Source organism: Serratia liquefaciens (assembly GCF_027594825.1).
Lineage (GTDB): Bacteria > Pseudomonadota > Gammaproteobacteria > Enterobacterales > Enterobacteriaceae > Serratia > Serratia liquefaciens_A.
On the sequence record NZ_CP088930.1, the window covers coordinates 4,263,417 to 4,288,485 of the forward strand.

Annotated in this window: 22 protein-coding genes, 5 tRNA genes and 4 other RNA genes; 30 read left to right on the forward strand and 1 reads right to left on the reverse strand. The window is 54.9% G+C overall.

The window, feature by feature from the left end:
* The first annotated feature begins 29 nt into the window (after window positions 1-29).
* The gene (nei, locus tag LQ945_RS19570) at window positions 30-821 is read left to right on the forward strand and encodes an endonuclease VIII (RefSeq protein WP_262240364.1); all 792 of its coding nucleotides are present in this window, start codon (window positions 30-32) and stop codon (window positions 819-821) included.
* Window positions 822-877: 56 nt separating this feature from the next.
* On the opposite strand, the gene LQ945_RS19575 is transcribed toward nei, so the two are convergent.
* Window positions 878-2,170 carry a citrate synthase gene (locus LQ945_RS19575; protein WP_020825670.1) on the reverse strand — a complete coding sequence of 431 codons (1,293 nt, stop codon included), beginning with the start codon at window positions 2,168-2,170 and terminating at the stop codon, window positions 878-880.
* A gap of 733 nt (window positions 2,171-2,903) precedes the next feature.
* On the opposite strand from LQ945_RS19575, the gene sdhC reads away from it, so the two are divergent.
* The 29 genes from sdhC (at window position 2,904) to nadA (ending at window position 25,065) form a co-directional block, all read left to right on the forward strand.
* Entirely contained in the window at window positions 2,904-3,293 is a 390-nt protein-coding gene (sdhC, locus tag LQ945_RS19580; RefSeq protein ID WP_020825671.1) for a succinate dehydrogenase cytochrome b556 subunit, read from the forward strand.
* Window positions 3,287-3,634 carry a succinate dehydrogenase membrane anchor subunit gene (gene sdhD / locus LQ945_RS19585; RefSeq protein WP_020825672.1) on the forward strand — a complete coding sequence of 116 codons (348 nt, stop codon included), beginning with the start codon at window positions 3,287-3,289 and terminating at the stop codon, window positions 3,632-3,634. Before sdhC ends, sdhD begins: the two co-directional genes overlap by 7 nt.
* Before the next feature lies 1 nt (window position 3,635).
* Window positions 3,636-5,402 (forward strand): succinate dehydrogenase flavoprotein subunit, encoded by a 1,767-nt coding sequence (sdhA, locus tag LQ945_RS19590; RefSeq protein WP_020825673.1) that lies wholly within the window; start codon window positions 3,636-3,638, stop codon window positions 5,400-5,402.
* Between the two features lie 16 nt (window positions 5,403-5,418).
* A complete protein-coding gene (locus LQ945_RS19595) occupies window positions 5,419-6,135 on the forward strand; it encodes a succinate dehydrogenase iron-sulfur subunit (RefSeq protein ID WP_020825674.1) in 717 nt (238 codons plus the stop codon).
* A 261-nt stretch (window positions 6,136-6,396) separates the two neighbouring features.
* Complete coding sequence (sucA, locus tag LQ945_RS19600) at window positions 6,397-9,210, forward strand: 2-oxoglutarate dehydrogenase E1 component (RefSeq protein WP_044548914.1); 2,814 nt, start codon at window positions 6,397-6,399, stop codon at window positions 9,208-9,210.
* Window positions 9,211-9,221: 11 nt separating this feature from the next.
* Window positions 9,222-10,436 (forward strand): 2-oxoglutarate dehydrogenase complex dihydrolipoyllysine-residue succinyltransferase, encoded by a 1,215-nt coding sequence (gene odhB / locus LQ945_RS19605; RefSeq protein ID WP_044548916.1) that lies wholly within the window; start codon window positions 9,222-9,224, stop codon window positions 10,434-10,436.
* 117 nt (window positions 10,437-10,553) lie between these two features.
* Window positions 10,554-11,720: an ADP-forming succinate--CoA ligase subunit beta gene (gene sucC, locus LQ945_RS19610; protein ID WP_020825677.1), complete on the forward strand. Its 1,167-nt coding sequence runs from the start codon at window positions 10,554-10,556 to the stop codon at window positions 11,718-11,720.
* Entirely contained in the window at window positions 11,720-12,592 is an 873-nt protein-coding gene (gene sucD / locus LQ945_RS19615; protein ID WP_020825678.1) for a succinate--CoA ligase subunit alpha, read from the forward strand. Before sucC ends, sucD begins: the two co-directional genes overlap by 1 nt.
* Window positions 12,593-13,371: 779 nt before the next feature.
* Window positions 13,372-14,940: a cytochrome ubiquinol oxidase subunit I gene (gene cydA / locus LQ945_RS19620; protein ID WP_044548917.1), complete on the forward strand. Its 1,569-nt coding sequence runs from the start codon at window positions 13,372-13,374 to the stop codon at window positions 14,938-14,940.
* A 14-nt stretch (window positions 14,941-14,954) separates the two neighbouring features.
* A complete protein-coding gene (cydB, locus tag LQ945_RS19625; RefSeq protein ID WP_269934387.1) occupies window positions 14,955-16,094 on the forward strand; it encodes a cytochrome d ubiquinol oxidase subunit II in 1,140 nt (379 codons plus the stop codon).
* Window positions 16,095-16,111: 17 nt separating this feature from the next.
* On the forward strand, window positions 16,112-16,225 hold the full coding sequence (cydX, locus tag LQ945_RS19630; RefSeq protein ID WP_004949761.1) for a cytochrome bd-I oxidase subunit CydX: 114 nt from the start codon (window positions 16,112-16,114) through the stop codon (window positions 16,223-16,225).
* Window positions 16,225-16,521 carry a cyd operon protein YbgE gene (gene ybgE, locus LQ945_RS19635; RefSeq protein WP_020825681.1) on the forward strand — a complete coding sequence of 99 codons (297 nt, stop codon included), beginning with the start codon at window positions 16,225-16,227 and terminating at the stop codon, window positions 16,519-16,521. Before cydX ends, ybgE begins: the two co-directional genes overlap by 1 nt.
* A 130-nt stretch (window positions 16,522-16,651) precedes the next feature.
* On the forward strand, window positions 16,652-17,056 hold the full coding sequence (ybgC, locus tag LQ945_RS19640) for a tol-pal system-associated acyl-CoA thioesterase (protein ID WP_020825682.1): 405 nt from the start codon (window positions 16,652-16,654) through the stop codon (window positions 17,054-17,056).
* Window positions 17,053-17,736: a Tol-Pal system protein TolQ gene (gene tolQ, locus LQ945_RS19645; RefSeq protein ID WP_039992358.1), complete on the forward strand. Its 684-nt coding sequence runs from the start codon at window positions 17,053-17,055 to the stop codon at window positions 17,734-17,736. Before ybgC ends, tolQ begins: the two co-directional genes overlap by 4 nt.
* Window positions 17,737-17,748: 12 nt before the next feature.
* Window positions 17,749-18,177, forward strand: a complete 429-nt coding sequence (tolR, locus tag LQ945_RS19650) for a colicin uptake protein TolR (protein WP_020825683.1) — start codon at window positions 17,749-17,751, stop codon at window positions 18,175-18,177.
* 81 nt (window positions 18,178-18,258) lie between these two features.
* Entirely contained in the window at window positions 18,259-19,524 is a 1,266-nt protein-coding gene (gene tolA / locus LQ945_RS19655) for a cell envelope integrity protein TolA (protein WP_182823502.1), read from the forward strand.
* Window positions 19,525-19,656: 132 nt separating this feature from the next.
* Window positions 19,657-20,949, forward strand: coding sequence for a Tol-Pal system beta propeller repeat protein TolB (gene tolB / locus LQ945_RS19660; protein WP_262240359.1), 1,293 nt, complete (start codon window positions 19,657-19,659; stop codon window positions 20,947-20,949).
* A 44-nt stretch (window positions 20,950-20,993) separates the two neighbouring features.
* Window positions 20,994-21,509 carry a peptidoglycan-associated lipoprotein Pal gene (gene pal / locus LQ945_RS19665; RefSeq protein ID WP_020825686.1) on the forward strand — a complete coding sequence of 172 codons (516 nt, stop codon included), beginning with the start codon at window positions 20,994-20,996 and terminating at the stop codon, window positions 21,507-21,509.
* Between the two features lie 9 nt (window positions 21,510-21,518).
* Window positions 21,519-22,319, forward strand: a complete 801-nt coding sequence (cpoB, locus tag LQ945_RS19670) for a cell division protein CpoB (RefSeq protein ID WP_044548922.1) — start codon at window positions 21,519-21,521, stop codon at window positions 22,317-22,319.
* A gap of 178 nt (window positions 22,320-22,497) precedes the next feature.
* A tRNA-Lys gene (locus tag LQ945_RS19675) sits at window positions 22,498-22,573 on the forward strand.
* A 15-nt stretch (window positions 22,574-22,588) separates the two neighbouring features.
* Window positions 22,589-22,709: non-coding RNA, RtT sRNA (locus LQ945_RS19680), on the forward strand.
* 32 nt (window positions 22,710-22,741) lie between these two features.
* Window positions 22,742-22,817 (forward strand) — tRNA-Val (locus LQ945_RS19685).
* A gap of 7 nt (window positions 22,818-22,824) precedes the next feature.
* Window positions 22,825-22,900, forward strand: a tRNA-Lys gene (locus LQ945_RS19690).
* Window positions 22,901-22,970: 70 nt separating this feature from the next.
* Window positions 22,971-23,046: transfer RNA gene (locus LQ945_RS19695), tRNA-Lys, on the forward strand.
* Between the two features lie 55 nt (window positions 23,047-23,101).
* A tRNA-Lys gene (locus LQ945_RS19700) sits at window positions 23,102-23,177 on the forward strand.
* Window positions 23,178-23,221: 44 nt separating this feature from the next.
* Window positions 23,222-23,349, forward strand: a non-coding RNA gene (locus LQ945_RS19705) — RtT sRNA.
* A gap of 44 nt (window positions 23,350-23,393) precedes the next feature.
* A non-coding RNA gene (locus LQ945_RS19710) (RtT sRNA) lies at window positions 23,394-23,521 on the forward strand.
* Between the two features lie 43 nt (window positions 23,522-23,564).
* A non-coding RNA gene (locus tag LQ945_RS19715) (RtT sRNA) lies at window positions 23,565-23,692 on the forward strand.
* Window positions 23,693-24,003: 311 nt separating this feature from the next.
* Window positions 24,004-25,065 carry a quinolinate synthase NadA gene (gene nadA / locus LQ945_RS19720; protein ID WP_041415250.1) on the forward strand — a complete coding sequence of 354 codons (1,062 nt, stop codon included), beginning with the start codon at window positions 24,004-24,006 and terminating at the stop codon, window positions 25,063-25,065.
* The last annotated feature ends 4 nt before the right edge of the window (window positions 25,066-25,069 follow it).

Below are 25,069 nucleotides of genomic sequence, written 5' to 3' on the forward strand. Positions count from 1 at the left end.
CGCGTCGGGGGCTACTCAGGAGTGATTCTATGCCGGAAGGACCGGAGATTCGCCGGGCGGCAGATGCACTGGCGGCGGCGGTGATCGACCAGCCGCTGACCGACGTCGGTTTTGCCTTTCCCCAGCTTAAACACTATCGCGACCGGTTAATCGGTGAGCGGATCATTGCTATCGAGCCGCGCGGCAAGGCGTTGCTGACTCACTTTTCCAATGGGCTGACGCTTTATAGCCATAACCAATTGTATGGCGTGTGGAAGGTGGTGAACGCAGGGGAAACGCCGAAAACCAAACGGGATCTGCGCGTACGGCTGGAAACGGCGGAGCGGGCAATTCTGTTGTACAGCGCTTCGGATATTACCCTTGGGCCGCGCGAGGAAATTGAACAGCATCCGTTTTTGCAACGCATCGGCCCCGACGTGCTGGATATGACGCTGACGGAAACGGCGGTAGAACAGCGGCTGCTGTCGCCGAGGTTTCGTCGCAGGCAACTGGGCGGCATGTTGCTCGATCAGGCGTTTCTTGCCGGACTGGGCAATTATCTGCGCGCAGAAATTCTCTGGCAGGCCGAACTGGCACCGCAGCATAAGCCGCAAGATCTGTCGCCAGAGGCTTTGCAACGGCTGGCAAAGGCTTTGCTGGCGGTGCCGAGGCTGTCTTACCAGACTCGTGGGCAGGTGAATGAGAACCGTCATCACGGCGCGTTATTCAGCTTCAAGGTATTTCACCGCAGCGGTGAGCCCTGCGAACGTTGCGGCGCGATGATCGTCCGTACTTCGTTGTCGTCGCGGCCGTTTTATTGGTGTCCCGGCTGTCAGAAATAGCAAAAAAAAGCCGCCCATCGGGCGGCTTGTGCGGCTTTATGTAGGGTAAAGCGGCGTTATTTGTTTTTCACCTGAGATTTGAAATCGCGTTCGGCATAGCCGGTGTACAACTGACGCGGACGGGCAATCTTGATGCCTTCGTCGTGCATTTCGTTCCAGTGTGCAATCCAGCCGATGGTACGGGCGATGGCGAAGATTACGGTGAACATGGAAGAAGGAATGCCCATTGCCTTCAGAATGATGCCTGAGTAGAAGTCGACGTTCGGGTACAGCTTCTTCTCGATGAAGTACGGGTCGTTCAGCGCGATGTGTTCCAGCTCCATCGCCACTTCCAGCAGGTTGTCGTCCTTCTTGTTCAGCTCTTTCAGCACTTCGTGACAGGTTTCGCGCATCACGGTGGCGCGTGGGTCGTAGTTCTTGTACACGCGGTGGCCAAAGCCCATCAGACGGAAGGAGTCGTTCTTGTCCTTGGCGCGTTTGATAAACTCAGGGATGTGCTCAACGGTCTTGATCTCTTCCAGCATTTTCAGTGCGGCTTCGTTGGCGCCGCCGTGTGCCGGGCCCCACAGGGAGGCGATACCGGCCGCGATACAGGCAAACGGGTTAGCGCCTGAAGAACCGGCGGTACGTACGGTAGAGGTGGAAGCGTTCTGCTCGTGGTCTGCGTGCAGGATCAGGATGCGATCCATTGCGCGTTCCAGCACTGGGTTCACCACGTATTCTTCACACGGGGTCGCGAACATCATGTGCAGGAAGTTACCGGCGTAGGACAGGTCGTTACGTGGATAAACGAACGGCTGACCCAGGGAATATTTGTAACACATGGCCGCCACGGTAGGCATTTTGGACAGCAGGCGGAACGCGGTGATCTCGCGGTGACGCTCGTTGTTGACGTCCAGCGCATCGTGGTAGAACGCCGCCAGGGCACCGGTCACGCCGCACAGCACCGCCATAGGGTGCGAGTCGCGGCGGAAGCCACGGAACAGATGGGTGATCTGATCGTGGATCATGGTGTGACGGGTGACGGTCGTTTTGAAGGTTTCGAACTCTTCTGCGGTTGGGGTCTCGCCGTACAGCAGGATGTAGCACACTTCCAGGTAAGAAGACTCTTTCGCCAGCTGTTCAATCGGGAAGCCACGGTGCAGCAGCACGCCTTTGTCACCGTCGATAAAGGTGATTTTGGATTCGCAGGAAGCGGTAGAGGTAAAGCCGGGATCAAACGTGAAATAACCTTTGGAGCCCAGGGCGCGGACATCGAGGACATCGGGGCCCAGTGTCGGGGATAATACGCCCAGTTCGATTGGAGCTTCACCATCATTAATGGTTAGCGTCGCTTTCTTATCAGTCATTTACTGTCTCCTTAGCGCCTTATTTTAAAAACCTCTAACAACTGAAATACCTTAATTCTCCTCAGGTTGCCCGCAAAAAATGGTGCGGACGCTAACTCTGTGAGCGACTGCGCAAATGCGCGGGTAGGGTACAGAGTGCTAACCAGGCGAACGAGGCGGGTGACCAGTTGTTAACGATTCATCGGAATTCGTTATATTCTGTTAATCTTACCTACGACGTGTTCGGGGGTTGTTGAACCTATCCCAATAAACTGTTTTATATGCCTTATTTTATTTAATCTGCGGCGAACTGCTGCAAACATGCCCGGCAAAAACCGCCATTGGGATAGGTTCTGCCAAATACACTGTTGCATATCTTGAACACAGGGGGAAGTGTATCTGCTGACCTATAGCGCATCATAGGACCGTTTGTGCCCCTATATGTAATGGAATTGTTGATCTCTTGTCAAATCAGATAATTAATTTTGTGCCAATTGTGAAATTCGTGATCTAAATCACTGTTCGGGGGAAATGTTACCAAAGGGATTGTATGGGAATTGTAATCAGAATGTGATCCTCCTATACTGCCGCCAGGTCTCCGGGATACCCTGAAGTAGGAGCACCCAGCGTTATAACTACGCGCCGTTTAAGCACAGAGGATGTTGTTGTTTGAGCGCGTGACGTGTGAGGGTTTTGGCTCTTAACGCTGTCTGATCCCCGCCCAGGCCGGAGGAAGGAAAATAATAAGAGCTGTGTGGGCAAAAACGTGAAAAAACAAAGACCTGTCAACCTGGATCTGCAAACGATCCGGTTTCCCGTAACTGCGATAGCGTCCATCTTACACCGAGTCTCTGGCGTAATTACCTTCGTTGCCGTGGGTATCCTCCTCTGGCTGCTGGGCCTGTCTCTCTCTTCCCAAGAGGGGTTCATGCAGGCTGCCGCCATCATGAATAGCTTCGTTGTCAAATTCATATTCTGGGGCATCCTCACGGCGCTGGCCTATCACATTTGCGGTGGTATTCGCCACTTGTTAATGGATTTTGGCTATATCGAAGAGAGTTTAGCTGCCGGTACCCGTTCTGCCCAGGTGGCGATCGGTCTGACCGTCGTGCTGTCAGTTCTGGCTGGAGTCCTCGTATGGTAAACAATGTTTCTGCATTAGGACGCAACGGCGTACACGACTGGTTGTTACTGCGTGCTTCCGCTATCGTCATCACCCTGTATGTTCTGTATATCCTGGGCTTCTTCGTTACGGCTCCGGATCTCACCTACGAAATCTGGCGCGGCTTTTTCGCCACCTCTATTACGAAAGTGTTCACCCTGCTGACGCTGCTGTCGATTCTGGTTCACGCCTGGGTCGGTTTGTGGCAGGTCTTGACGGATTACGTCAAGCCTTTGGCGGTACGTCTGGTGTTGCAACTGGCGATTGTTGTCGTGTTGCTGGTCTATTTACTGTACGGAACAATCGTAGTGTGGGGTGCATAAGATGAAACTGCCGATCAGAGAATTTGATGCTGTAGTTATCGGTGCAGGCGGCGCAGGTATGCGCGCGGCACTGCAAATTTCTCAAGCAGGCTCCAGCTGTGCCCTGCTGTCCAAAGTATTCCCGACCCGTTCCCACACCGTGTCTGCACAGGGTGGCATCACCGTAGCCCTGGGTAACAACCACGATGATAACTGGGAATGGCATATGTATGACACGGTGAAGGGTTCCGATTATATCGGTGACCAGGACGCCATTGAATATATGTGTAAAACCGGCCCGGAAGCGGTTCTGGAGCTGGAGCATATGGGCCTGCCGTTCTCGCGTACGGACGAAGGCCGCATTTATCAGCGTCCGTTCGGCGGCCAGTCACTGAACTTCGGTGGCGCACAGGCGGCACGCACCGCGGCGGCAGCTGACCGTACCGGTCACGCGTTGTTGCACACCCTGTACCAACAGAATCTGAAAAATCACACCACTATCTTCTCCGAGTGGTATGCGCTGGATCTGGTGAAAAACCAGGATGGCGCAGTGGTCGGCACCACGGCTATCTGCATCGAAACCGGTGAAGTGGTTTACTTCAAAGCCAAGGCCACCGTGCTGGCGACCGGCGGTGCAGGCCGTATTTACCAGTCCACCACCAACGCCCACATCAACACCGGCGACGGTGTCGGTATGGCGCTGCGCGCCGGCGTGCCGGTGCAGGACATGGAAATGTGGCAGTTCCACCCGACCGGCATCGCCGGCGCCGGGGTATTGGTGACCGAAGGTTGCCGTGGCGAAGGTGGTTATCTGCTGAACAAACACGGCGAGCGTTTCATGGAGCGCTATGCGCCGAACGCCAAAGACCTGGCGGGCCGTGATGTCGTAGCCCGTTCTATCATGATTGAAATCCGCGAAGGCCGCGGCTGTGACGGTCCATGGGGCCCACACGTCAAGCTGAAGCTGGATCACCTGGGCAAAGAAGTGCTGGAATCCCGTCTGCCGGGCATTCTGGAACTGTCGCGCACCTTCGCGCACGTCGACCCGGTGAAAGAGCCGATTCCGGTTATCCCAACCTGCCACTACATGATGGGCGGTATTCCGACCAAAGTGACTGGCCAGGCGCTGACCGTGAACGAAAAAGGCGAAGACGTGGTGATCCCGGGCCTGTTCGCCGTGGGCGAAATTGCCTGCGTATCGGTGCACGGCGCCAACCGTCTGGGCGGCAACTCGTTGCTGGACCTGGTGGTGTTCGGTCGTGCCGCCGGCATGCATCTGCATGAGTCTCTGGCGGAGCAGGGCGAAAGCCGTGATGCCAGCGATTCTGATGTAGAGGCGTCGCTGGATCGTCTGAACCGCTGGAACAACACCCGTTCCGGTGAAGATCCGGTCGAAATCCGTAAGGCGCTTCAAGCCTGCATGCAGCACAACTTCTCGGTATTCCGCGAAGGCGATGCGATGGCGAAAGGCCTGGAAGAGCTGAAAGTGATCCGTGAACGTCTGAAGAACGCACGTCTGGACGATACCTCCAGCGAGTTCAACACCCAGCGCATCGAATGCCTGGAGCTGGATAACCTGATGGAGACCGCGTTTTCCACCGCCGTGTCGGCCAACTTCCGTACCGAAAGCCGTGGCGCACACAGCCGCTTCGACTTCCCGGAACGTGATGACGCCAACTGGCTGTGTCACTCGCTGTATCAGCCGCAATCGGAAAGCATGACGCGTCGTGAAGTGAACATGCAACCGAAGCTGCGCCCGGCATTCCCGCCGAAAGTGCGTTCTTACTAATTGCGGAGATCGATTGATGAAACTCGAATTTTCAATTTATCGCTACAATCCGGATGTTGATGACGCTCCGCATATGCAGGACTACAGCCTGGAAGCGGAAGAAGGTCGCGACATGATGTTGCTGGATGCCTTGATCCTGCTGAAAGAAAAAGATCCCAGCCTGTCGTTTCGTCGTTCCTGCCGCGAAGGCGTGTGTGGTTCCGACGGGATCAACATGAACGGCAAAAACGGCCTGGCTTGTATCACCCCGATCTCGTCGCTGCGTAAAGGCAACAACAAGATTGTGATCCGCCCGCTGCCTGGTTTGCCGGTAGTGCGCGATCTGGTGGTGGATATGGGTCAGTTCTACACCCAGTATGAAAAGATCAAACCTTACCTGCAGAACGACGGCAAGAACCCGCCGGCGCGTGAGCACCTGCAATCGCCGGAGCAACGTGCCAAGCTGGACGGACTTTATGAGTGCATTTTATGCGCTTGTTGTTCGACCTCTTGCCCATCATTCTGGTGGAACCCGGACAAATTCATTGGCCCGGCTGGCCTGCTGGCGGCATACCGCTTCCTGATTGACAGCCGTGACACGGAAACGGAAGAACGTTTAGACGATCTAGACGACGCTTTCAGTGTTTTCCGCTGCCATAGCATTATGAATTGTGTCAGTGTATGTCCTAAAGGCTTGAACCCGACGCGTGCTATCGGTCATATCAAGTCTATGCTGCTGCAACGCGGCGCATAAGTGGGACGAGATGCTGCGCCGGGCAGTTTCCGGCGCACATCACAAAGGAGGGAGCCTCTAAAAACTGACCCGTGGCTGCGGCACTATGCAGCCAGGTTCGCCCGCCGGTTTTTAGAGGTTCCTTGTAAGGGACCGCAAGGTCCATAGCAGAACGTACCGTAAAAGTACGTCGAGTGAACCGTTTCTACGGCAAACCGTATCCATCACGGTAATTATGTTAACCACGGCGAAAACTAAAGCTTCAAAGCTTAAGGGATCATGATGCAGAACGGCGCAATGAAGGCCTGGCTGGATTCCTCCTATCTGGCGGGCGCGAACCAGTCTTACATAGAACAGCTCTATGAAGACTTCTTAACCGATCCGGGCTCCGTTGAAGATAGCTGGCGTTCCATTTTTCAACAGCTACCAACCGCGGGTGTAAAACCCGATCAGCTTCACTCTCAAACGCGTGACTACTTCCGCCGCCTGGCGAAAGACTCCGCGCGTTACAACACCACCATCAACGATCCAGACACCGATGCCAAGCAGGTCAAGGTACTGCAGCTGATTAACGCCTTCCGTTTCCGCGGACATCAGCATGCCAACCTCGATCCGCTCGGTCTGTGGCAGCGTGAGCAAGTTCCTGACCTTGAACCCGCCTATCACAACCTGACCGAAGCCGACTTCCAGGAAACCTTCAACGTGGGTTCTTTCGCTATCGGCAAAGAAACCATGAAGCTGGGCGACCTGTATGCCGCGCTGAAGCAGACCTATTGTGGTTCGATCGGTGCGGAATACATGCACATTACCAACACTGAAGAGAAACGCTGGATCCAGCAGCGTATTGAATCGGTGGTGGGGCACGCCAGCTTTACCGATGACGAGAAACGCCGCTTCCTGAACGAACTGACCGCAGCGGAAGGTCTGGAGCGTTACCTCGGCGCCAAATTCCCAGGGGCGAAACGCTTCTCGCTGGAAGGTGGCGATGCGCTGGTACCGATGCTCAAAGAGATGGTGCGTCACGCCGGCAAGAACGGCACGCGCGAAGTGGTATTGGGCATGGCCCACCGCGGCCGTCTGAACGTGTTGATCAACGTACTGGGTAAAAAACCTGCCGACCTGTTCGACGAGTTTGCCGGCAAGCATAAAGAGCACCTCGGCACCGGTGACGTGAAATATCACCAGGGCTTCTCCTCTGACGTAGAAACCGAAGGCGGCATGGTTCACCTGGCGCTGGCGTTTAACCCGTCGCACCTGGAGATCGTCAGCCCGGTAGTCATGGGGTCAGTTCGTGCCCGCCGTGACCGTCTGGACGAAGCGCGCAGCAATATGGTACTGCCAATCACCATCCACGGTGACGCCGCCATTACCGGCCAGGGCGTGGTTCAGGAAACCCTGAACATGTCGCAGGCTCGTGGCTACGAAGTGGGCGGCACGGTGCGTATCGTGATCAACAACCAGGTTGGTTTCACCACTTCCAACCCGCTGGATGCGCGTTCTACCGAATACTGTACTGACATCGCCAAGATGGTGCAGTCGCCGATCTTCCACGTGAATGCTGACGATCCGGAAGCGGTGGCCTTTGTGACCCGCCTGGCGTTGGATTTCCGTAACACCTTCAAACGTGACGTGATGATCGATCTGGTCTGCTACCGTCGCCATGGGCATAACGAGGCCGACGAGCCAAGTGCAACCCAGCCGGTGATGTACCAGAAGATCAAAAAACACCCGACGCCGCGCAAGCTTTATGCTGACGTGCTGACCGAACAGAAAGTCGCCAGCCTGGAAGATGCCACGGAAATGGTCAACCTGTATCGTGATGCACTCGACCGCGGCGATTGCGTGGTTGAAGAGTGGCGTCCGATGAATCTGCATAGCTTTACCTGGTCGCCGTACCTTAACCACGAATGGGATGAAGAGTACCCAAGCAAGGTTGAGATGAAGCGCCTGCAGGAACTGGCCCGTCGCATCAGCACCGTGCCGGAAGCGATCGAAATGCAGTCACGCGTAGCGAAAATCTACGCAGACCGCGCAGAGATGGCGGCAGGCAATAAAGCGTTCGACTGGGGCGCGGCGGAAACGCTGGCCTACGCCACCATGGTCGATGAAGGCATCCCTATTCGCCTTTCCGGTGAAGACGCCGGCCGCGGTACCTTCTTCCACCGTCACGCCGTGGTGCATAACCAGAAAAACGGTTCGGTCTACGTTCCGCTGGCCAATGTTCACAGCGGGCAGGGCGAGTTCAAAGTTTGGGACTCCGTGCTGTCAGAAGAAGCCGTATTGGCGTTCGAATATGGTTATGCCACTGCAGAACCGCGCACCCTGACCATTTGGGAAGCGCAGTTCGGTGACTTCGCCAACGGCGCTCAGGTGGTGATCGACCAGTTCATCAGCTCCGGCGAGCAGAAATGGGGTCGTATGTGCGGCCTGGTGATGCTGCTGCCGCACGGTTACGAAGGCCAGGGCCCAGAGCACTCCTCTGCGCGTCTGGAACGTTACCTGCAGCTGTGTGCTGAGCAGAACATGCAGGTGTGCATCCCGTCCACCCCGGCGCAGGTTTACCATATGCTGCGTCGTCAGGCGCTGCGCGGTATGCGTCGTCCGTTGGTGGTGATGTCGCCGAAATCTCTGCTGCGTCATCCGCTGGCGACTTCATCCCTGGATGAGCTGGCTAACGGCACCTTCCTGCCGGCGATCGGTGAGATCGACGAGCTGGATCCGAAAGCGGTCAAACGCGTGGTCATGTGCTCCGGTAAGGTCTATTACGATCTGTTGGAACAACGCCGCAAGAACGACCAGAAAGACGTGGCTATCATCCGCATCGAGCAGCTGTACCCGTTCCCGCATCAGGCCGTTCAGGCGGTGCTGGAGAAGTATGCTCACGTGCATGATTTCGTCTGGTGTCAGGAAGAGCCGCTGAACCAGGGTGCCTGGTACTGCAGCCAACACAACTTCCGTGAAGTGGTGCCGTTCGGGGCTTCTTTACGTTACGCCGGACGTCCAGCCTCTGCCTCACCGGCAGTCGGTTATATGTCCGTACACCAGAAGCAGCAACAGGCTCTGGTTAATGACGCGCTGAATATTGTTAAAGATTAAGGGAAAGCTAAATGAGTAGCGTAGATATTCTGGTACCTGACCTTCCTGAATCGGTTGCGGATGCGACCGTAGCCACCTGGCACAAGAAACCAGGTGACAGCGTCCAGCGTGACGAAGTTCTGGTTGAAATCGAAACTGACAAAGTGGTTCTGGAAGTTCCGGCAAGTGAAGCCGGGATCCTCGATGCGATCGTGGAGGAAGAGGGAGCAACCGTGCTTTCTCGCCAGCTGCTAGGCCGCATCCGCCCGGGCGACAGCTCCGGCAAGCCGACCGCTGAGAAGAGCCAGGAGAAAGAAGCCACGCCTGCACAGCGCGCGACTGCCAGCCTGGAAGAAGAGAGCAATGACGCGCTCAGCCCGGCGATCCGCCGCCTGATCGCCGAACACGATCTCGATGCTGCCGCCATCAAAGGCAGCGGCGTGGGTGGCCGTATCACCCGTGAAGACGTGGAGGCGCACCTGGCTAACGGCAAAAAAGCCGACAAACCAGCCGCCGTCGAAGCCGCACCGCAGCCTGCTCTGAGCAGCCGCAGCGAAAAACGCGTGCCGATGACCCGCCTGCGCAAACGCGTGGCAGAGCGCCTGTTGGAAGCGAAGAACAGCACTGCGATGCTGACCACCTTCAACGAAATCAACATGCAGCCGATCATGGACCTGCGCAAGCAGTACGGTGAAGCTTTCGAAAAACGTCACGGTGTACGTCTGGGCTTCATGTCCTTCTACATCAAGGCGGTGGTTGAAGCCCTGAAGCGCTTCCCGGAAGTGAACGCTTCCATCGACGGCACCGACGTGGTCTACCACAACTACTTCGATATCAGCATTGCGGTATCTACCCCACGTGGCCTGGTGACCCCAGTTCTGCGCGACGTAGACACCATGAGCATGGCGGACATCGAGAAGAAAATCAAAGAGCTGGCAGTCAAGGGCCGTGATGGCAAACTGACTGTGGAAGAGCTGACCGGCGGTAACTTCACCATTACCAACGGCGGCGTATTCGGTTCACTGATGTCTACCCCGATCATCAACCCACCGCAGAGCGCCATCCTGGGCATGCACGCCATTAAAGATCGCCCAATGGCGGTTAAAGGCCAGGTTGTGATCCAGCCAATGATGTATCTGGCACTGTCTTACGATCACCGCCTGATCGACGGTAAAGAATCCGTCGGTTACCTGGTGACGGTTAAAGAGATGCTGGAAGATCCGGCTCGTCTGCTGCTGGACGTATAACCCTGATGGGCGCGGTACGCCGCGCCCACACTCTGTGCTATGTGGCCGACGAAAGTCATGCGGTTTTCCGCCAAAATGACTCGGCTAAAACCTTCAGAACTGAATGGATAGAACATCATGAATTTACACGAATATCAGGCAAAACAGCTGTTTGCTCGGTATGGCATGCCGGCACCAACCGGTTACGCCTGTACCACACCGCGTGAAGCGGAAGAAGCCGCATCCAAAATCGGCTCCGGCCCGTGGGTGGTTAAATGTCAGGTTCATGCTGGCGGCCGCGGTAAAGCTGGCGGCGTTAAAGTCGTTAACAGCAAAGAAGACATCCGTGCTTTCGCTGAAGCCTGGCTGGGCAAGCGTCTGGTGACCTACCAGACTGACGCGCTGGGCCAGCCGGTTCACCAGATCTTGGTAGAAGCCGCAACCGACATCGATAAAGAACTGTACCTGGGTGCGGTAGTTGACCGTGCAAGCCGTCGCGTGGTGTTCATGGCATCCACCGAGGGTGGCGTTGAGATTGAGAAAGTTGCGGAAGAAACGCCGGAGCTGATCCACAAAATGACCATCGACCCACTGGCAGGCCCGCAGCCTTACCAGGGCCGTGAACTGGCCTTCAAACTGGGCCTGACCGGTAAGCAGGTTGGCCAATTCGCCAAGATCTTCATGGGCCTGGCGACCCTGTTCCTGGAGCGTGACCTGGCGATGGTTGAGATTAACCCGCTGGTGGTGACCAAGCAGGGCGATCTGATCTGTCTGGACGGCAAACTGGGCGCTGACGGTAACGCACTGTTCCGTCAACCTGAGCTGCGTGAAATGCGTGACCTGTCGCAAGAAGACGAGCGTGAATCCCGTGCGGCACAGTGGGAGCTGAACTACGTTGCTCTCGACGGCAACATCGGCTGCATGGTTAACGGCGCAGGCCTGGCGATGGGGACCATGGACATCGTTAAACTGCACGGCGGTGAGCCAGCCAACTTCCTCGACGTAGGCGGTGGTGCAACCAAAGAGCGCGTGACCGAAGCCTTCAAAATCATCCTGTCCGACGACAAGGTGAAAGCGGTATTGGTTAACATTTTCGGTGGTATCGTGCGCTGCGACCTGATCGCTGACGGTATCATTGGCGCAGTAGCCGAAGTGGGCGTTAACGTCCCGGTGGTGGTGCGTCTGGAAGGGAATAACGCCGAACTGGGCGCCAAGAAACTGGCGGACAGCGGTCTGAATATCATTGCTGCGACCAGCCTGACTGATGCGGCTCAGCAAGTTGTTGCGGCAGTGGAGGGTAAATAATGTCCATTTTAATCGATAAGAACACCAAAGTTATCTGTCAGGGTTTCACCGGTAGCCAGGGGACCTTCCACTCCGAACAAGCTATCGCTTACGGCACCAAAATGGTCGGTGGCGTGACGCCGGGCAAAGGCGGCACTCAGCACCTGGGCCTGCCGGTGTTCAACACCGTGCGTGAAGCGGTTGAAGCGACCGGCGCCACGGCGTCTGTGATCTACGTACCGGCACCGTTCTGCAAAGACTCCATTCTGGAAGCTATCGATGCAGGCATCAAACTGATCATCACCATTACCGAAGGCATCCCGACGCTGGATATGCTGACCGTCAAGGTGAAGCTGGATGAAGCCGGCGTGCGCATGATTGGTCCGAACTGCCCAGGCGTTATCACCCCGGGCGAGTGCAAAATCGGCATCATGCCAGGCCACATCCACCTGCCAGGCAAAGTGGGCATCGTATCCCGCTCCGGCACCCTGACCTACGAAGCGGTGAAGCAAACCACCGATACCGGTCTGGGCCAGTCTACCTGTGTGGGCATCGGCGGTGACCCGATCCCAGGCTCCAACTTCATCGATATCCTGAAATTGTTCCAGGAAGATCCGCAAACTGAAGCGATCGTCATGATCGGTGAGATCGGCGGCAGCGCAGAAGAAGAAGCTGCGGCTTACATCAAAGAACACGTGACCAAACCCGTCGTGGGCTACATCGCGGGCGTTACCGCGCCTAAAGGTAAGCGTATGGGCCATGCCGGTGCCATTATTGCCGGCGGCAAAGGCACTGCAGACGAGAAATTCGCAGCGCTGGAAGCGGCAGGGGTTAAAACCGTGCGCAGCCTGGCCGATATCGGCGAAGCTGTGAAAGCAGTTCTGAACCGCTAATTTAACCTGCGGTAGTCCGTATCCAAGCAGGGTCAGACCAAGCGTCTGGCCCTGTTTTTTTTTGCCTGCTGGAGGGGCTGCCGGGCATCAGTGTGGTGGCGGTGGGGATTAACGGCGTCAATTAAGTGGAAAAGGGGATGGGGCAGGGGTATTTAAGCGCGGCTTTATCGATAATTATTCTTTTTATTGCCTACAATTATCAGAGTAAAAAAATAAGCTAAGCTTGTCCTATTGGCAGGTTAATAAGCGTTAACATCATTCACACTCAAGACTTCATTTAAATACAGATAACCATTAAATATCACATCTATTTAACACAAAAAGTACCTACATAGACTACGAAACCATTATGTAACATAACCACAAGATAATTATGAGAAATTGTGAGCTGAATCTGGAAATAAAATTCAGATAGGCTTAAATTGTTCCAGATCAAATTACGGCTGAGTACCTCTTTGGGCTAAAATTTGACCTGTAACCAAAAGTCTAACCCATATCACGTAAAAACCTATTTATTGTGTGGGATTGGGCGAGTATCATCCATGGTGAATATGGATGGTTGATCTTGTTGCATTTGTTACCCGTTGTCGGTTTTCAGTGGTGTGTTTAGTGCACTGGCCAGTGCGGCCCGCGTCGAATGCATGGTTGAAAGCGGAGAAGCTGGATCAAATTTTTGTTGTTTTTAAGGGCATTCACTGCGGGGCGTTACCGGTAGCTTCACCCGAAGTCATATCGATAACCGCATGTCGGAGTCTTCCTGCGAGGAGCAAGGAGTCAAGATGTTTGATATTGTCGAACTGTCGCGCTTACAGTTTGCTTTAACGGCGATGTACCACTTCTTATTTGTCCCATTAACGCTAGGCATGGCGTTTTTGCTGGCAATTATGGAAACGGTATATGTACTGTCAGGCAAGCAAATCTATAAAGATATGACCAAATTCTGGGGCAAGTTATTTGCAATTAACTTTGCTCTGGGTGTGGCCACCGGTTTGACCATGGAGTTCCAGTTCGGGACCAACTGGTCATATTTCTCACACTACGTCGGTGATATTTTCGGGGCCCCTCTGGCCATCGAAGGTCTGATGGCGTTCTTCCTTGAATCGACGCTGGTCGGCCTGTTCTTCTTCGGCTGGGATCGTCTGGGCAAGGTGCAGCACATGGCCGTAACCTGGCTTGTGGCACTGGGCTCAAACTTCTCCGCGCTGTGGATCCTGGTAGCCAACGGCTGGATGCAGAACCCTATCGCCTCGGACTTCAACTTCGAAACCATGCGTATGGAGATGCTCAGCTTCTCCGAACTGGTGCTTAACCCTGTTGCGCAGGTGAAGTTCGTTCACACCGTGGCGGCCGGCTACACCTGTGGTGCGATGTTCGTACTGGGTATCAGCTCTTACTACCTGTTGAAAGGCCGTGATATCGCCTTTGCCAAACGCTCCTTCGCCATTGCTGCCAGCTTCGGTATGGCTGCCGTGCTGTCCGTTATCGTTCTGGGTGATGAATCCGGCTACGAAATGGGTGACGTGCAGAAAACCAAACTGGCCGCCATCGAAGCCGAGTGGGACACTCAACCGGCTCCGGCTTCCTTTACCCTGTTCGGTATTCCGAATCAGGATAAAATGGAAAACTCCTACGCGATCCAAATTCCTTATGCGCTCGGCCTGATTGCCACCCGCTCAACAGATACACAGGTCACCGGCCTGAAAGATCTGATGGCGCAGCATGAAGTGCGTATCCGCAACGGGATGAAAGCCTACCAATTGCTGGAAGAGCTGCGCAGCGGCAATACCGATCCGGCGGTTCGCGCCGAGTTCAATAAAGCCAAGCAAGACTTGGGCTATGGTTTGCTGCTGAAGCGTTATACCCAGAACGTCACCGACGCGACGGAAACGCAGATCCAGCAGGCAACCAAAGACTCTATTCCACGCGTAGCGCCGCTGTACTTCGCCTTCCGCATCATGGTGGCCTGTGGCGTGCTGATGTTGCTGATTATCGGCCTGTCATTCTGGAGCGTGCTTCGTGGCCGCATTGGCCAGAGAAAGTGGCTGCACCGCGCGGCGCTGTATGGCCTGCCGCTGCCGTGGATTGCCATCGAAGCCGGCTGGTTTGTGGCTGAATACGGTCGTCAACCTTGGGCGATTGGTGAGGTGCTGCCAACGGCGGTCGCCAACTCTTCGCTGACTGCGGGTGACATTCTGTTCTCGATGGGGCTGATTTGCGGCTTGTACACCCTGTTCCTGGTGGCTGAAATGTACCTGATGTTCAAATTTGCACGCCTGGGTCCAAGCAGCCTGAAAACTGGCCGCTACCACTTTGAACAACCGACTGCCGCCGTGCAGGAAGCGCGCTAAACAGGAGTCCACGTATGTTTGATTATGAAGTACTGCGATTTATCTGGTGGATCCTGATTGGCGTACTGCTGATCGGTTTCGCCGTCACCGACGGTTTCGACATGGGGGTCGGCATTCTGGTGCGCATTATCGGTAAAACCGATACCGAGCGCCGGGTGATGATCAACTCCATCGCGCCGCACTGGGACGGTAACCAGGTGTGGCTGATCACCGCCGGTGGTGCGCTGTTTGCCGCCTGGCCAATGGTCTATGCGGCGGCGTTCTCCGGTTTCTACGTCGCCATGATCCTGGTGCTGTCCGCCTTGTTCTTCCGCCCGGTCGGTTTTGACTACCGCTCGAAGCTGGAGAGCAGCCGCTGGCGCAACATGTGGGACTGGGGCATCTTCATCGGCAGCTTCGTGCCGGCGGTAGTGTTCGGCGTGGCGTTCGGCAACCTGCTGCAGGGCGTGCCGTTCCACATGGACGAATACATGCGTCTGTTCTACACCGGCAACTTCTTCCAACTGCTGAATCCGTTTGGCCTGTTGGCGGGCGTGGTCAGCCTGACCATGCTGGTGACCCAGGGTGCGACCTACCTGCAGATGCGTACTAGCGGTGAGATCCACCTGCGTGCCCGTGCTGCGGCGCAGATCTCCACGCTGGTGATGGCGGTGTTCTTCCTGTTAGGTGGCATTTGGCTGGTGAAAGGCATCGATGGTTATGTCATTACCTCGGCGCTGGATACCATGGCGGAGTCTAACCCGATGCGTAAAGAAGTGGCTCATCAGGCCGGTGCCTGGTTGATCAACTTCAACAAGTATCCGCTGCTGTGGGCACTGCCTGCTCTGGGCGTGGTGCTGCCGCTGTTTACGGTGCTGTTCTCTCGCATGTCGAAAGACGCGCTGGCATTCGTGACTTCGTCACTGACCATTGCCTGCGTGATCCTGACTGCCGGTGTGACCATGTTCCCGTTCGTGATGCCGTCAAGCACCGTGCCTAACATCAGTCTGACCATGTGGGATGCCACCTCCAGTCTGTTGACGCTGGAAGTGATGACCGTTGTCGCGGCGATCTTCGTGCCTATCGTTCTGGGGTACACCAGCTGGTCGTACTACAAAATGTTCGGCCGTCTCGACAAGAACTTTGTCGAGAACAACAAGCATTCGCTGTATTAAGGATAGGGAGCTAAACCATGTGGTATTTTGCCTGGATTCTCGGAACGCTTCTTGCCTGTGCCTTCGGTATCATCACGGCGCTGGCGCTTGAGCACCACGAAGATTCTAAAGCACAGCAAGACGGTAAGTGATGAGTTCGTCATTAACTGACAAGCTGTACGCCATGACTGACAAGGGCCCGGTCCGGGCCCTTTCACTGGTGCTGGCGTTGATTTTGGCGGGCTGTATTTTCTGGGATCCGACCCGCTTTGCGGCGAAGACCAGCTCGCTGGAGATTTGGGAAGGGCTGTTGCTGATTTGGGCCGTTTGCGCCGGGGTAGTTCACGGCGTTGGTTTCAAACCGCAGCGGACGTTATGGCGCGCTTTTTTTGCGCCACTTCCGGCAATTGTGATCCTCGCCGCAGGATTACTTTACGTTTCTTTATAATCTCTTCTATATCCCCGCGTTATGGGCCCTTCCGGCCCATAATTATTTTCGTTCCCCTCTTGTAACCCATTCCCAACCCGATCCGTCTTGCGTATAGTAGCACCGTTAAATTGCATTGCTGGGAAGTAGAGTGAGTAATACGTTGTTTCGATGGCCGGTTCGCGTTTACTACGAGGATACCGATGCCAGTGGTGTGGTCTATCACGCCCGCTATGTCGCCTTTTTTGAAAGAGCGCGCACCGAGATGCTGCGTCATCACAACTTTCATCAACAGCAGCTGCTCAGTGAACATGTCGCTTTCGTGGTTCGGCGCATGACGGTGGATTACCTGGCTCCGGCTCGTCTCGACGAACAGCTGGAAGTGCAGAGTGAAATCACCTCAATGCGCGGGGCCTCTCTCACGTTTGCCCAACGCATTGTCAATTCTGACGGGACTCTTTTGAGTCAGGCCGATGTGTTGATTGCATGCATTGATCCACACCAAATGAAGCCGATAGCGCTTCCTAAGTCTATTGTCGCGGAGTTTAAGCAGTGACTGACATGAACATCCTAGATTTATTCTTGAAGGCGAGTTTGCTGGTTAAGCTTATCATGTTGATTTTGATATGCTTCTCAGTGGCCTCTTGGGCGATCATCATCCAGCGTACCCGCATCCTGAATGCGGCCACGCGTGACGCCGAAGCCTTTGAAGACAAATTCTGGTCCGGTATTGAGCTTTCCCGTCTGTATCAGGAAAGCCAGGCGCGTCGCGATAGCCTGACCGGCTCAGAGCAAATTTTCCACTCTGGTTTCAAAGAGTTCGCTCGTTTGCACCGCGCTAACAACCATGCGCCGGAATCGGTGATCGAAGGGGCGTCACGCGCCATGCGCATCTCGATGAACCGCGAGCTGGAAACGCTGGAAAACCACATTCCTTTCCTTGGCACCGTGGGTTCGATCAGTCCGTATATCGGTCTGTTCGGCACCGTGTGGGGGATTATGCATGCCTTTATCGCACTGGGCGCGGTGAAGCAGGCCACGCTGCAAATGGTAGCACCGGGTATCGCCGAAGCACTGATCGCAACCGCCATCGGTTTGTTCGCCGCTATTCCGGCCGTTATGGCCTATAACCGCCTCAACCAGCGCGTCAACAAGCTTGAGCAGAATTACGACAACTTTATGGAAGAGTTCACCGCTATTCTGCATCGTCAGGCCTTCTCCAGCGACAGCAAATAAGTAGGAGGTAGCATGGCGAGAGTTCGTGGACGTAATCGGCGCGAGCTGAAGTCCGAAATTAACATCGTTCCGTTGCTCGACGTGTTGCTGGTGCTGTTGTTGATCTTTATGGCAACGGCGCCGATTATCACGCAGAGCGTTGAGGTTGATCTGCCGGACGCGACCGATTCCAAAACGGTGTCCAGCGATGATAACCCGCCGGTGATCCTTGAGGTTTCAGGCGTGGGTCAATACACCCTGGTGGTGGATCATAACCGCATGGAGCTGCTGCCACCGGAACAGGTTGCCGCCGAAGCCAAGTCGCGTTTAGCGGCTAACCCGAAAACGGTCTTTTTGATCGGTGGGGCGAAGGAAGTACCGTACGATGAGATTATCAAGGCACTGAATATTCTCCATCAGGCGGGCGTGGCTTCCGTGGGGCTAATGACCCAGCCAATCTGACCCTGAGGTCAGTGGCAACCCGGTTCCTGTGCTGCGGTGCAGGAACCCCGTATAAGCAACACCAGTTTTTGGGAATCTATTTTGGTAAAGGCAACTGAGCAAAACGATAAGCTGAACCGCGCCGTTATTGTTTCGGTCGTTCTGCACTTTGTATTGATTGCCCTGCTGATTTGGGGATCGCTGCAAGAAAACGTCGACATGAACAGTGCCGGCGGTGGCGGCGACGGTTCGGTCGTCGGTGCAGTGATGGTCGATCCCGGGGCAGTGGTGGAGCAGTACAACCGCCAGCAACAGCAGAGTAACGACGCGCAGCGTGCTGAAAAGCAGCGCCAGAAAAAAGCGGAACAACAAGCCGAAGAGCTTCAGCAGAAGCAGGCGGCGGAACAGCAGCGCCTGAAAGAGCTGGAGAAAGAGCGTTTGTCTGCGCAGGAAAAAGCGGCACAGGACGCGAAAGAACAGGCTGAACAGCAGAAGCAGGCCGCAGAGCAACAGAAACAGGCGGCGGAGCAACAAAAGCAGGCTGCTGAACAGCAAAAAGCGGCCGAGAACGCCGCGGCGAAAGCCAAAGAACAACAGAAAGTAGCGGAAGCGGCCGCCGCCAAGGCGAAGGCCGAGGCAGATAAAGTCGCTAAAGCGCAGGCCGACGCGCAGAAGAAAGCAGAGTCTGAAGCCAAGAAAGAAGCCGCCGCCGCCGCTGCCGCCAAGAAACAGGCGGAAGAAGCGAAGAAAGCCGCTGCTGCCGAAGCCGCAGAGAAAAAGGCCGCAGCTGAAGCAGAGAAGAAAGCTGCAGCAGAAGCGGAGAAAAAAGCCGCTGCTGATGCCGAGAAGAAAGCAGCCGCAGAAGCGGAGAAAAAAGCCGCCGCTGCCGAAAAAGCGGCCGCTGAGAAAGCTGCTGCCAAGAAAGCGGCAGACGCCAAGAAGAAAGCCGCTGCCGCAGCTGCAGCTCAGTCTTCGGACGTCAATGATCTGTTTGGCGACCTGGCGGACGGTAAAAACGCGCCGAAAGGCGGTGGGGCTAAAGCTAAGGGTGACGGCAAACCGGCCGGTCAGGGCAATGCCAAGGCCGCGGGGGCCAGTGGTGCTGATATTGAGGGGTATGCGGGGCAGATTCGCACAGCGATTCAGAATAAGTTTTATGATGCCAGTTCGTTCGCCGGTAAGACTTGCAACCTACGCATCAAACTGGGGCCTGATGGCTTTTTGATTAACGTGACATCGGTGGGTGGCGATCCCGCTCTGTGCCAGGCGGCTGTAGCTGCTGCGAATCAGGCGAAGATCCCGAAACCGCCGAGCGATGCCGTTTATCAGCACTTTAAGAATTCGACCCTTGTATTTAAGCCACAATAACGGTTGATTAGCTAAGTCATATCGCAGGGATGTACTAAGGTAACCAACAGGGATTATGTAGTTTTGTTTGCGTTGGTTTGTTAAAATTCTGCTAATTTATCGCAGGCATCCCGCCTGGATAAGGGAGATGAGATGAAGCAGGCATTTCGAGTAGCGTTAGGTTTTTTAATACTGTGGGCCTCCGTTCTTCACGCGGAAGTTCGCATTGAAATCACCCAGGGGGTCGACTCCGCTCGCCCGATTGGTGTGGTGCCGTTTAAATGGGCTGGCCCAGGCACGCCTCCGGAAGATATTGGCAAGATTGTCGGCGCAGACCTGCGCAACAGCGGCAAATTCAACCCAATTGACGTAGCGCGCATGCCGCAGCAACCGACCACCGCGTCTGAAGTGACGCCGGCGGCCTGGACTGCATTGGGCATTGACGCAGTCGTGGTCGGCCAGGTGCAACCTGGTGCGGACGGTGGCTACCTGATCTCTTATCAACTGGTGGACACTTCAGGTTCTCCAGGCACCGTATTGGCGCAGAATCAGTATAAAGTGACCAAGCAGTGGTTGCGTTATTCTGCTCACACCGCCAGTGACGAAGTGTTTGAAAAGCTGACCGGTATCAAGGGCGCATTCCGTACCCGTATCGCTTACGTTGTGCAGACCAACGGCGGGAAATTCCCGTACGAGCTGCGCGTAGCGGATTACGACGGCTACAACCAGTTTGTGGTACACCGTTCACCGGAACCACTGATGTCCCCGGCCTGGTCGCCGGACGGCAGCAAACTGGCGTACGTGACCTTTGAAAGCGGCCGCTCTGCGCTGGTGGTTCAGACCCTGGCTAACGGCGCTATCCGTCAGATCGCCTCGTTCCCGCGCCACAACGGTGCACCGGCGTTCTCACCGGACGGCAGCCGCCTGGCCTTTGCGCTGTCTAAAAGCGGCAGCCTGAACCTGTACGTGATGAATCTGGGCTCTGGTCAGATTACCCAAATCACCGACGGGCGCAGCAACAATACCGAACCGACCTGGTTCCCGGATAGCCAGTCTCTGGCGTATACCTCCGATCAGGGTGGCCGGCCACAGATTTATAAAGTCAGTGCCAGTGGCGGTGCGTCACAGCGTCTGACATGGGAAGGCTCTCAGAATCAGGATTCTGAAGTCAGCTCTGATGGTAAATTCCTGGTGATGGTGAGCTCAAACAACGGTGCTCAGCATATCGCCAAACAAGATCTCGGATCGGGTGCCGTTCAAGTGTTAACCGGCACCTTCCTGGACGAAACGCCTAGTATTGCGCCAAATGGCACCATGGTGATCTATAGCTCCACGCAAGGTATGGGCTCCGTGTTGCAACTGGTATCGACTGATGGGCGTTTTAAAGCGCGTCTTCCGGCAACTGATGGACAGGTCAAATTCCCTGCCTGGTCGCCGTATCTGTGATGCATGTGTAAATATGTATGGCAAACTATAAAAGGATTAAAGAAATGCAACTGAACAAAGTGCTGAAAGGGCTTCTGCTGGCACTGCCAGTCCTGGCTGTAGCAGCTTGTAGTTCTAACAAAAGCGCAAACAACGACCAATCTGGTCTGGGCGCTGGCGCTGGCACTGGTACAGAAAACGGCAGCAGCAACCTGTCTTCTGAAGAACAAGCTCGTCTGCAGATGCAAGAACTGCAGAAGAACAACATTGTTTACTTCGGTCTGGACAAGTATGACGTGAGCTCTGAGTTCGCTCAGATGCTGGACGCACACGCTGCATTCCTGCGTAACAACCCGTCTTACAAAGTGACCGTAGAAGGCCACGCGGATGAGCGCGGTACGCCGGAATACAACATTGCCCTGGGTGAGCGTCGTGCTAACTCCGTGAAAATGTACCTGCAAGGTAAAGGCGTTTCAGCTGACCAAATCTCTATCGTTTCTTACGGTAAAGAAAAACCAGCAGTACTGGGCCACGACGAAGCGGCTTATGCTAAAAACCGTCGTGCAGTTCTGGTCTACTAAGAGAATCGCATGAACAGTAACTTCAGACGTCACTTGTTGAGTCTGTCGTTACTGGTTGGCGTAGCGGTCCCATGGGCCGCTACTGCCCAAGCGCCAATCAGTAATGTCGGCTCCGGCTCGGTCGAAGACCGTGTCACCTCGCTTGAGCGCATCAGCAATGCTCAAGGCCAGCTTTTAAACCAACTCCAGCAACAACTCTCTGACAATCAGCGCGATATTGACTCGCTCCGCGGGCAAATCCAGGAAAGCCAATATCAACTGAATCAGGTCGTTGAACGCCAAAAGCAAATCTATCAACAGATGGATAGCATCAGCCAGGGCGGCGCTCAGAGCTCTGCTGCCGCAGCGGGTGCCGCGGGTGGAGCAGCAGCGGCTGCGTCCTCCGAAGGCGCTGACAATGCGTCTGCGGGCGCTACAGCAGCTGCACCGGCCAGCTCTGGTGATGAAAACAGCGACTACAACGCCGCTGTTTCATTGGCGCTGGAAAAAAAACAGTATGACCAGGCAATCTCCGCTTTTCAGACCTTCGTAAAACAGTACCCAAAGTCTACTTATCAGCCTAATGCCAACTACTGGCTGGGGCAGTTGTATTACAACAAGGGTAAGAAAGACGATGCGGCTTACTATTATGCGGTCGTGGTGAAGAATTACTCAAAGTCACCTAAGGCGCCGGACGCCATGTACAAGGTGGGTATCATCATGCAGGAAAAAGGGCAGGCCGATAAAGCCAAAGCCGTGTTCCAACAGGTGATTAAACAATACCCAACCAGTGCGGCGGCCAAACAGGCGAAAAGTCGCGTAGCCGGTTAGTCAGAAAAAAAATGAGCCCAGAAGTTAGTCGATTTGACCGCTTTCTGGGCTCATTCGCGTGAAGAACAAGCAGTTGAACCCCTTGTTCAAAAATTTAGGTTGCGCTGCCAAGATAAATTAGTAATATATGCCGCCGTTGCCAAGACATCTTGCAAGATGTTAAAGCAGCAAGGAAATTGGGTCGTTAGCTCAGTTGGTAGAGCAGTTGACTTTTAATCAATTGGTCGCAGGTTCGAATCCCGCACGACCCACCAATTCCTGAAATAAGAAATGAAGTGAAATCGTAAGGGTGAGAACCGTAAAGGTTCGAGTCTCGCAAAGCGAGACAACATCACGAAGTGATGGCCCGAAGGGTGAGGCGTAAGCCGAATAATCCCGCACGACCCACCAATTTCTGAAGTAGTAGCAGTAACCACGTCAGTGGGTGATTAGCTCAGTTGGTAGAGCATCTCCTTTACACGGAGGGGGTCGGCGGTTCGAGCCCGTCATCACCCACCACTGCTGTGGGCCGTTAGCTCAGTTGGTAGAGCAGTTGACTTTTAATCAATTGGTCGCAGGTTCGAATCCCGCACGGCCCACCATTTCAGAATTGTTTTTCCTCAATACGGGCTTCGGTTTTGTATTGGTTGTTCAGCAGTAAACCACGTCAGTGGGCCGTTAGCTCAGTTGGTAGAGCAGTTGACTTTTAATCAATTGGTCGCAGGTTCGAATCCCGCACGGCCCACCATTATTGCAGCGAGTTCCTCTCCTGCTTACGCGGTTCAGCAGTAAACCACATCAGTGGGTCGTTAGCTCAGTTGGTAGAGCAGTTGACTTTTAATCAATTGGTCGCAGGTTCGAATCCCGCACGACCCACCACTTCTCAAAGCACCTCAGCACTTTTTCCCAGAATCAAAAATCACATAGCATGCGAATCCTGTGAGTGAGAAGCTGCGCTCAGGTTCGACAAAATTGCCTGTCAATTTTGAACAGCGCTTGCGCTGGCCCGCTGGGTGAGGCCAAAGGCCGAGTCATCCCGCACGACCCACCACTTCTCAAAGTACCTCAGCACTTTTTCCCAGAATCAAAAATCACATAGCATGCGAATCCTGTGGGTGAGAAGCTGCGTTCAGGTTCGACAAAATTGCTTGTCAATTTTGAACAGCGCTTGCGCTGGCCCGCAGGGTGAGGCCAAAGGCCGAGTCATCCCGCACGACCCACCATTCTTAAAGAAATACTCTTTCTTAATTAAAACTCTGAATTGGCATATAGCACGAATCGTGTGGGTGAGAAGCTGCGTTCAGGTTCGACAAAATTGCCTGTCAATTTTGAACAGCGCTTGCGCTGGCCCGCAGGGTGAGGCCAAAGGCCGAGTCATCCTGCACGACCCACCACTTCTCAAAGTACCTCAGCACTTTTTCCCAGAATCAAAAATTACATAGCATGCGAATCCTGTGGGTGAGAAGCTGCGCTCAGGTTCGGCAAAATCTCCGGTTCAATGCCTCTCTAGAAAAAGCACTTTGCCCCTGCAGATCTCTCGCTTTGATCAAAAATTCAATCCATTAAACTTCATTGGCGTGACATTGAAAATATCAGCGGACTTTTCGCTCGATTTTAGGTATTTTGTTTAGTATATAAAACGAAGGGGGTTGCGATGGGGACTACCCGGGCAGCAGACACCCAGCCTAGCACAGAGATTGCAGCGATGAGTGAAATGTTTGATGTTAATGCGGCGGTGTACCCGTTCCCGCCCAAACCCGTGCCGCTGGACGTTGCGCAGAAAGCGTTTTATCGCGAGAAGATTAAAACCCTGCTCAAACAGCGCAATGCGGTAATGGTGGCCCATTATTACACCGATCCTGAAATCCAGGCGTTGGCGGAAGAGACCGGCGGTTGCGTGGCGGACTCGCTGGAGATGGCGCGTTTTGGCAGCAATCATCCGGCTTCGACCCTATTGGTCGCCGGCGTGCGCTTTATGGGCGAAACCGCCAAAATCCTCAGCCCGGAAAAACAGGTGTTGATGCCGACGCTGCACGCAGAGTGCTCGCTGGATCTTGGCTGTCCGGAAGAAGAATTCCATGCATTTTGCGACAGTCACCCGGATCGCACCGTGGTGGTCTACGCTAATACCTCGGCGGCGGTAAAAGCCCGCGCGGACTGGGTCGTCACCTCCAGTATCGCCGTTGAACTGATCGAGCACCTCGACAGCCTGGGCGAGAAAATCATCTGGGCCCCGGACCGTCATCTGGGCAACTACGTGCAAAAGCAGACGGGCGCCGACGTATTGTGCTGGCAGGGGGCCTGTATCGTCCATGACGAGTTTAAAACCCAGGCCCTGATGCGCATGAAGGCCTTATACCCTGACGCGGCGATACTGGTGCATCCGGAGTCGCCACAGGCGGTGGTTGATCTGGCCGATGCGGTAGGCTCAACCAGCCAATTGATACAGGCGGCGAAAACTTTGCCTAATCCGCAGCTGATTGTCGCCACCGATCGCGGTATTTTTTATAAGATGCAACAGGCCTGCCCGGACAAGGAGCTTTTTGAAGCGCCGACCGCCGGTGAAGGGGCCACCTGTCGCAGCTGTGCGCACTGCCCATGGATGGCAATGAATGGCCTGAAGGCGATCGCCGACGGGCTGGAGCAGGGCGGTGCACTGCATGAGATCCACGTGGATGCGGCGTTACGTCAAAAGGCGTTAATCCCGCTGAACCGGATGTTGGATTTTGCTGCCCAATTAAAAATGCAGGTAAAAGGGAACGCTTAACCGT

Bases quoted from the DNA above. Each gene is read 5' to 3' on its own strand.
- nei (WP_262240364.1), top strand. From the start codon at position 30: ATGCCGGAAGGACCGGAGATTCGCCGGGCGGCAGATGCACTGGCGGCG.
- LQ945_RS19575 (WP_020825670.1), bottom strand. From the start codon at position 2,170: ATGACTGATAAGAAAGCGACGCTAACCATTAATGATGGTGAAGCTCCA.
- sdhD (WP_020825672.1), top strand. From the start codon at position 3,287: ATGGTAAACAATGTTTCTGCATTAGGACGCAACGGCGTACACGACTGG.
- sdhA (WP_020825673.1), top strand. From the start codon at position 3,636: ATGAAACTGCCGATCAGAGAATTTGATGCTGTAGTTATCGGTGCAGGC.
- LQ945_RS19595 (WP_020825674.1), top strand. From the start codon at position 5,419: ATGAAACTCGAATTTTCAATTTATCGCTACAATCCGGATGTTGATGAC.
- sucA (WP_044548914.1), top strand. From the start codon at position 6,397: ATGCAGAACGGCGCAATGAAGGCCTGGCTGGATTCCTCCTATCTGGCG.
- odhB (WP_044548916.1), top strand. From the start codon at position 9,222: ATGAGTAGCGTAGATATTCTGGTACCTGACCTTCCTGAATCGGTTGCG.
- sucC (WP_020825677.1), top strand. From the start codon at position 10,554: ATGAATTTACACGAATATCAGGCAAAACAGCTGTTTGCTCGGTATGGC.
- sucD (WP_020825678.1), top strand. From the start codon at position 11,720: ATGTCCATTTTAATCGATAAGAACACCAAAGTTATCTGTCAGGGTTTC.
- cydA (WP_044548917.1), top strand. From the start codon at position 13,372: ATGTTTGATATTGTCGAACTGTCGCGCTTACAGTTTGCTTTAACGGCG.
- cydB (WP_269934387.1), top strand. From the start codon at position 14,955: ATGTTTGATTATGAAGTACTGCGATTTATCTGGTGGATCCTGATTGGC.
- cydX (WP_004949761.1), top strand. From the start codon at position 16,112: ATGTGGTATTTTGCCTGGATTCTCGGAACGCTTCTTGCCTGTGCCTTC.
- ybgE (WP_020825681.1), top strand. From the start codon at position 16,225: ATGAGTTCGTCATTAACTGACAAGCTGTACGCCATGACTGACAAGGGC.
- tolR (WP_020825683.1), top strand. From the start codon at position 17,749: ATGGCGAGAGTTCGTGGACGTAATCGGCGCGAGCTGAAGTCCGAAATT.
- tolB (WP_262240359.1), top strand. From the start codon at position 19,657: ATGAAGCAGGCATTTCGAGTAGCGTTAGGTTTTTTAATACTGTGGGCC.
- pal (WP_020825686.1), top strand. From the start codon at position 20,994: ATGCAACTGAACAAAGTGCTGAAAGGGCTTCTGCTGGCACTGCCAGTC.
- cpoB (WP_044548922.1), top strand. From the start codon at position 21,519: ATGAACAGTAACTTCAGACGTCACTTGTTGAGTCTGTCGTTACTGGTT.
- nadA (WP_041415250.1), top strand. From the start codon at position 24,004: ATGAGTGAAATGTTTGATGTTAATGCGGCGGTGTACCCGTTCCCGCCC.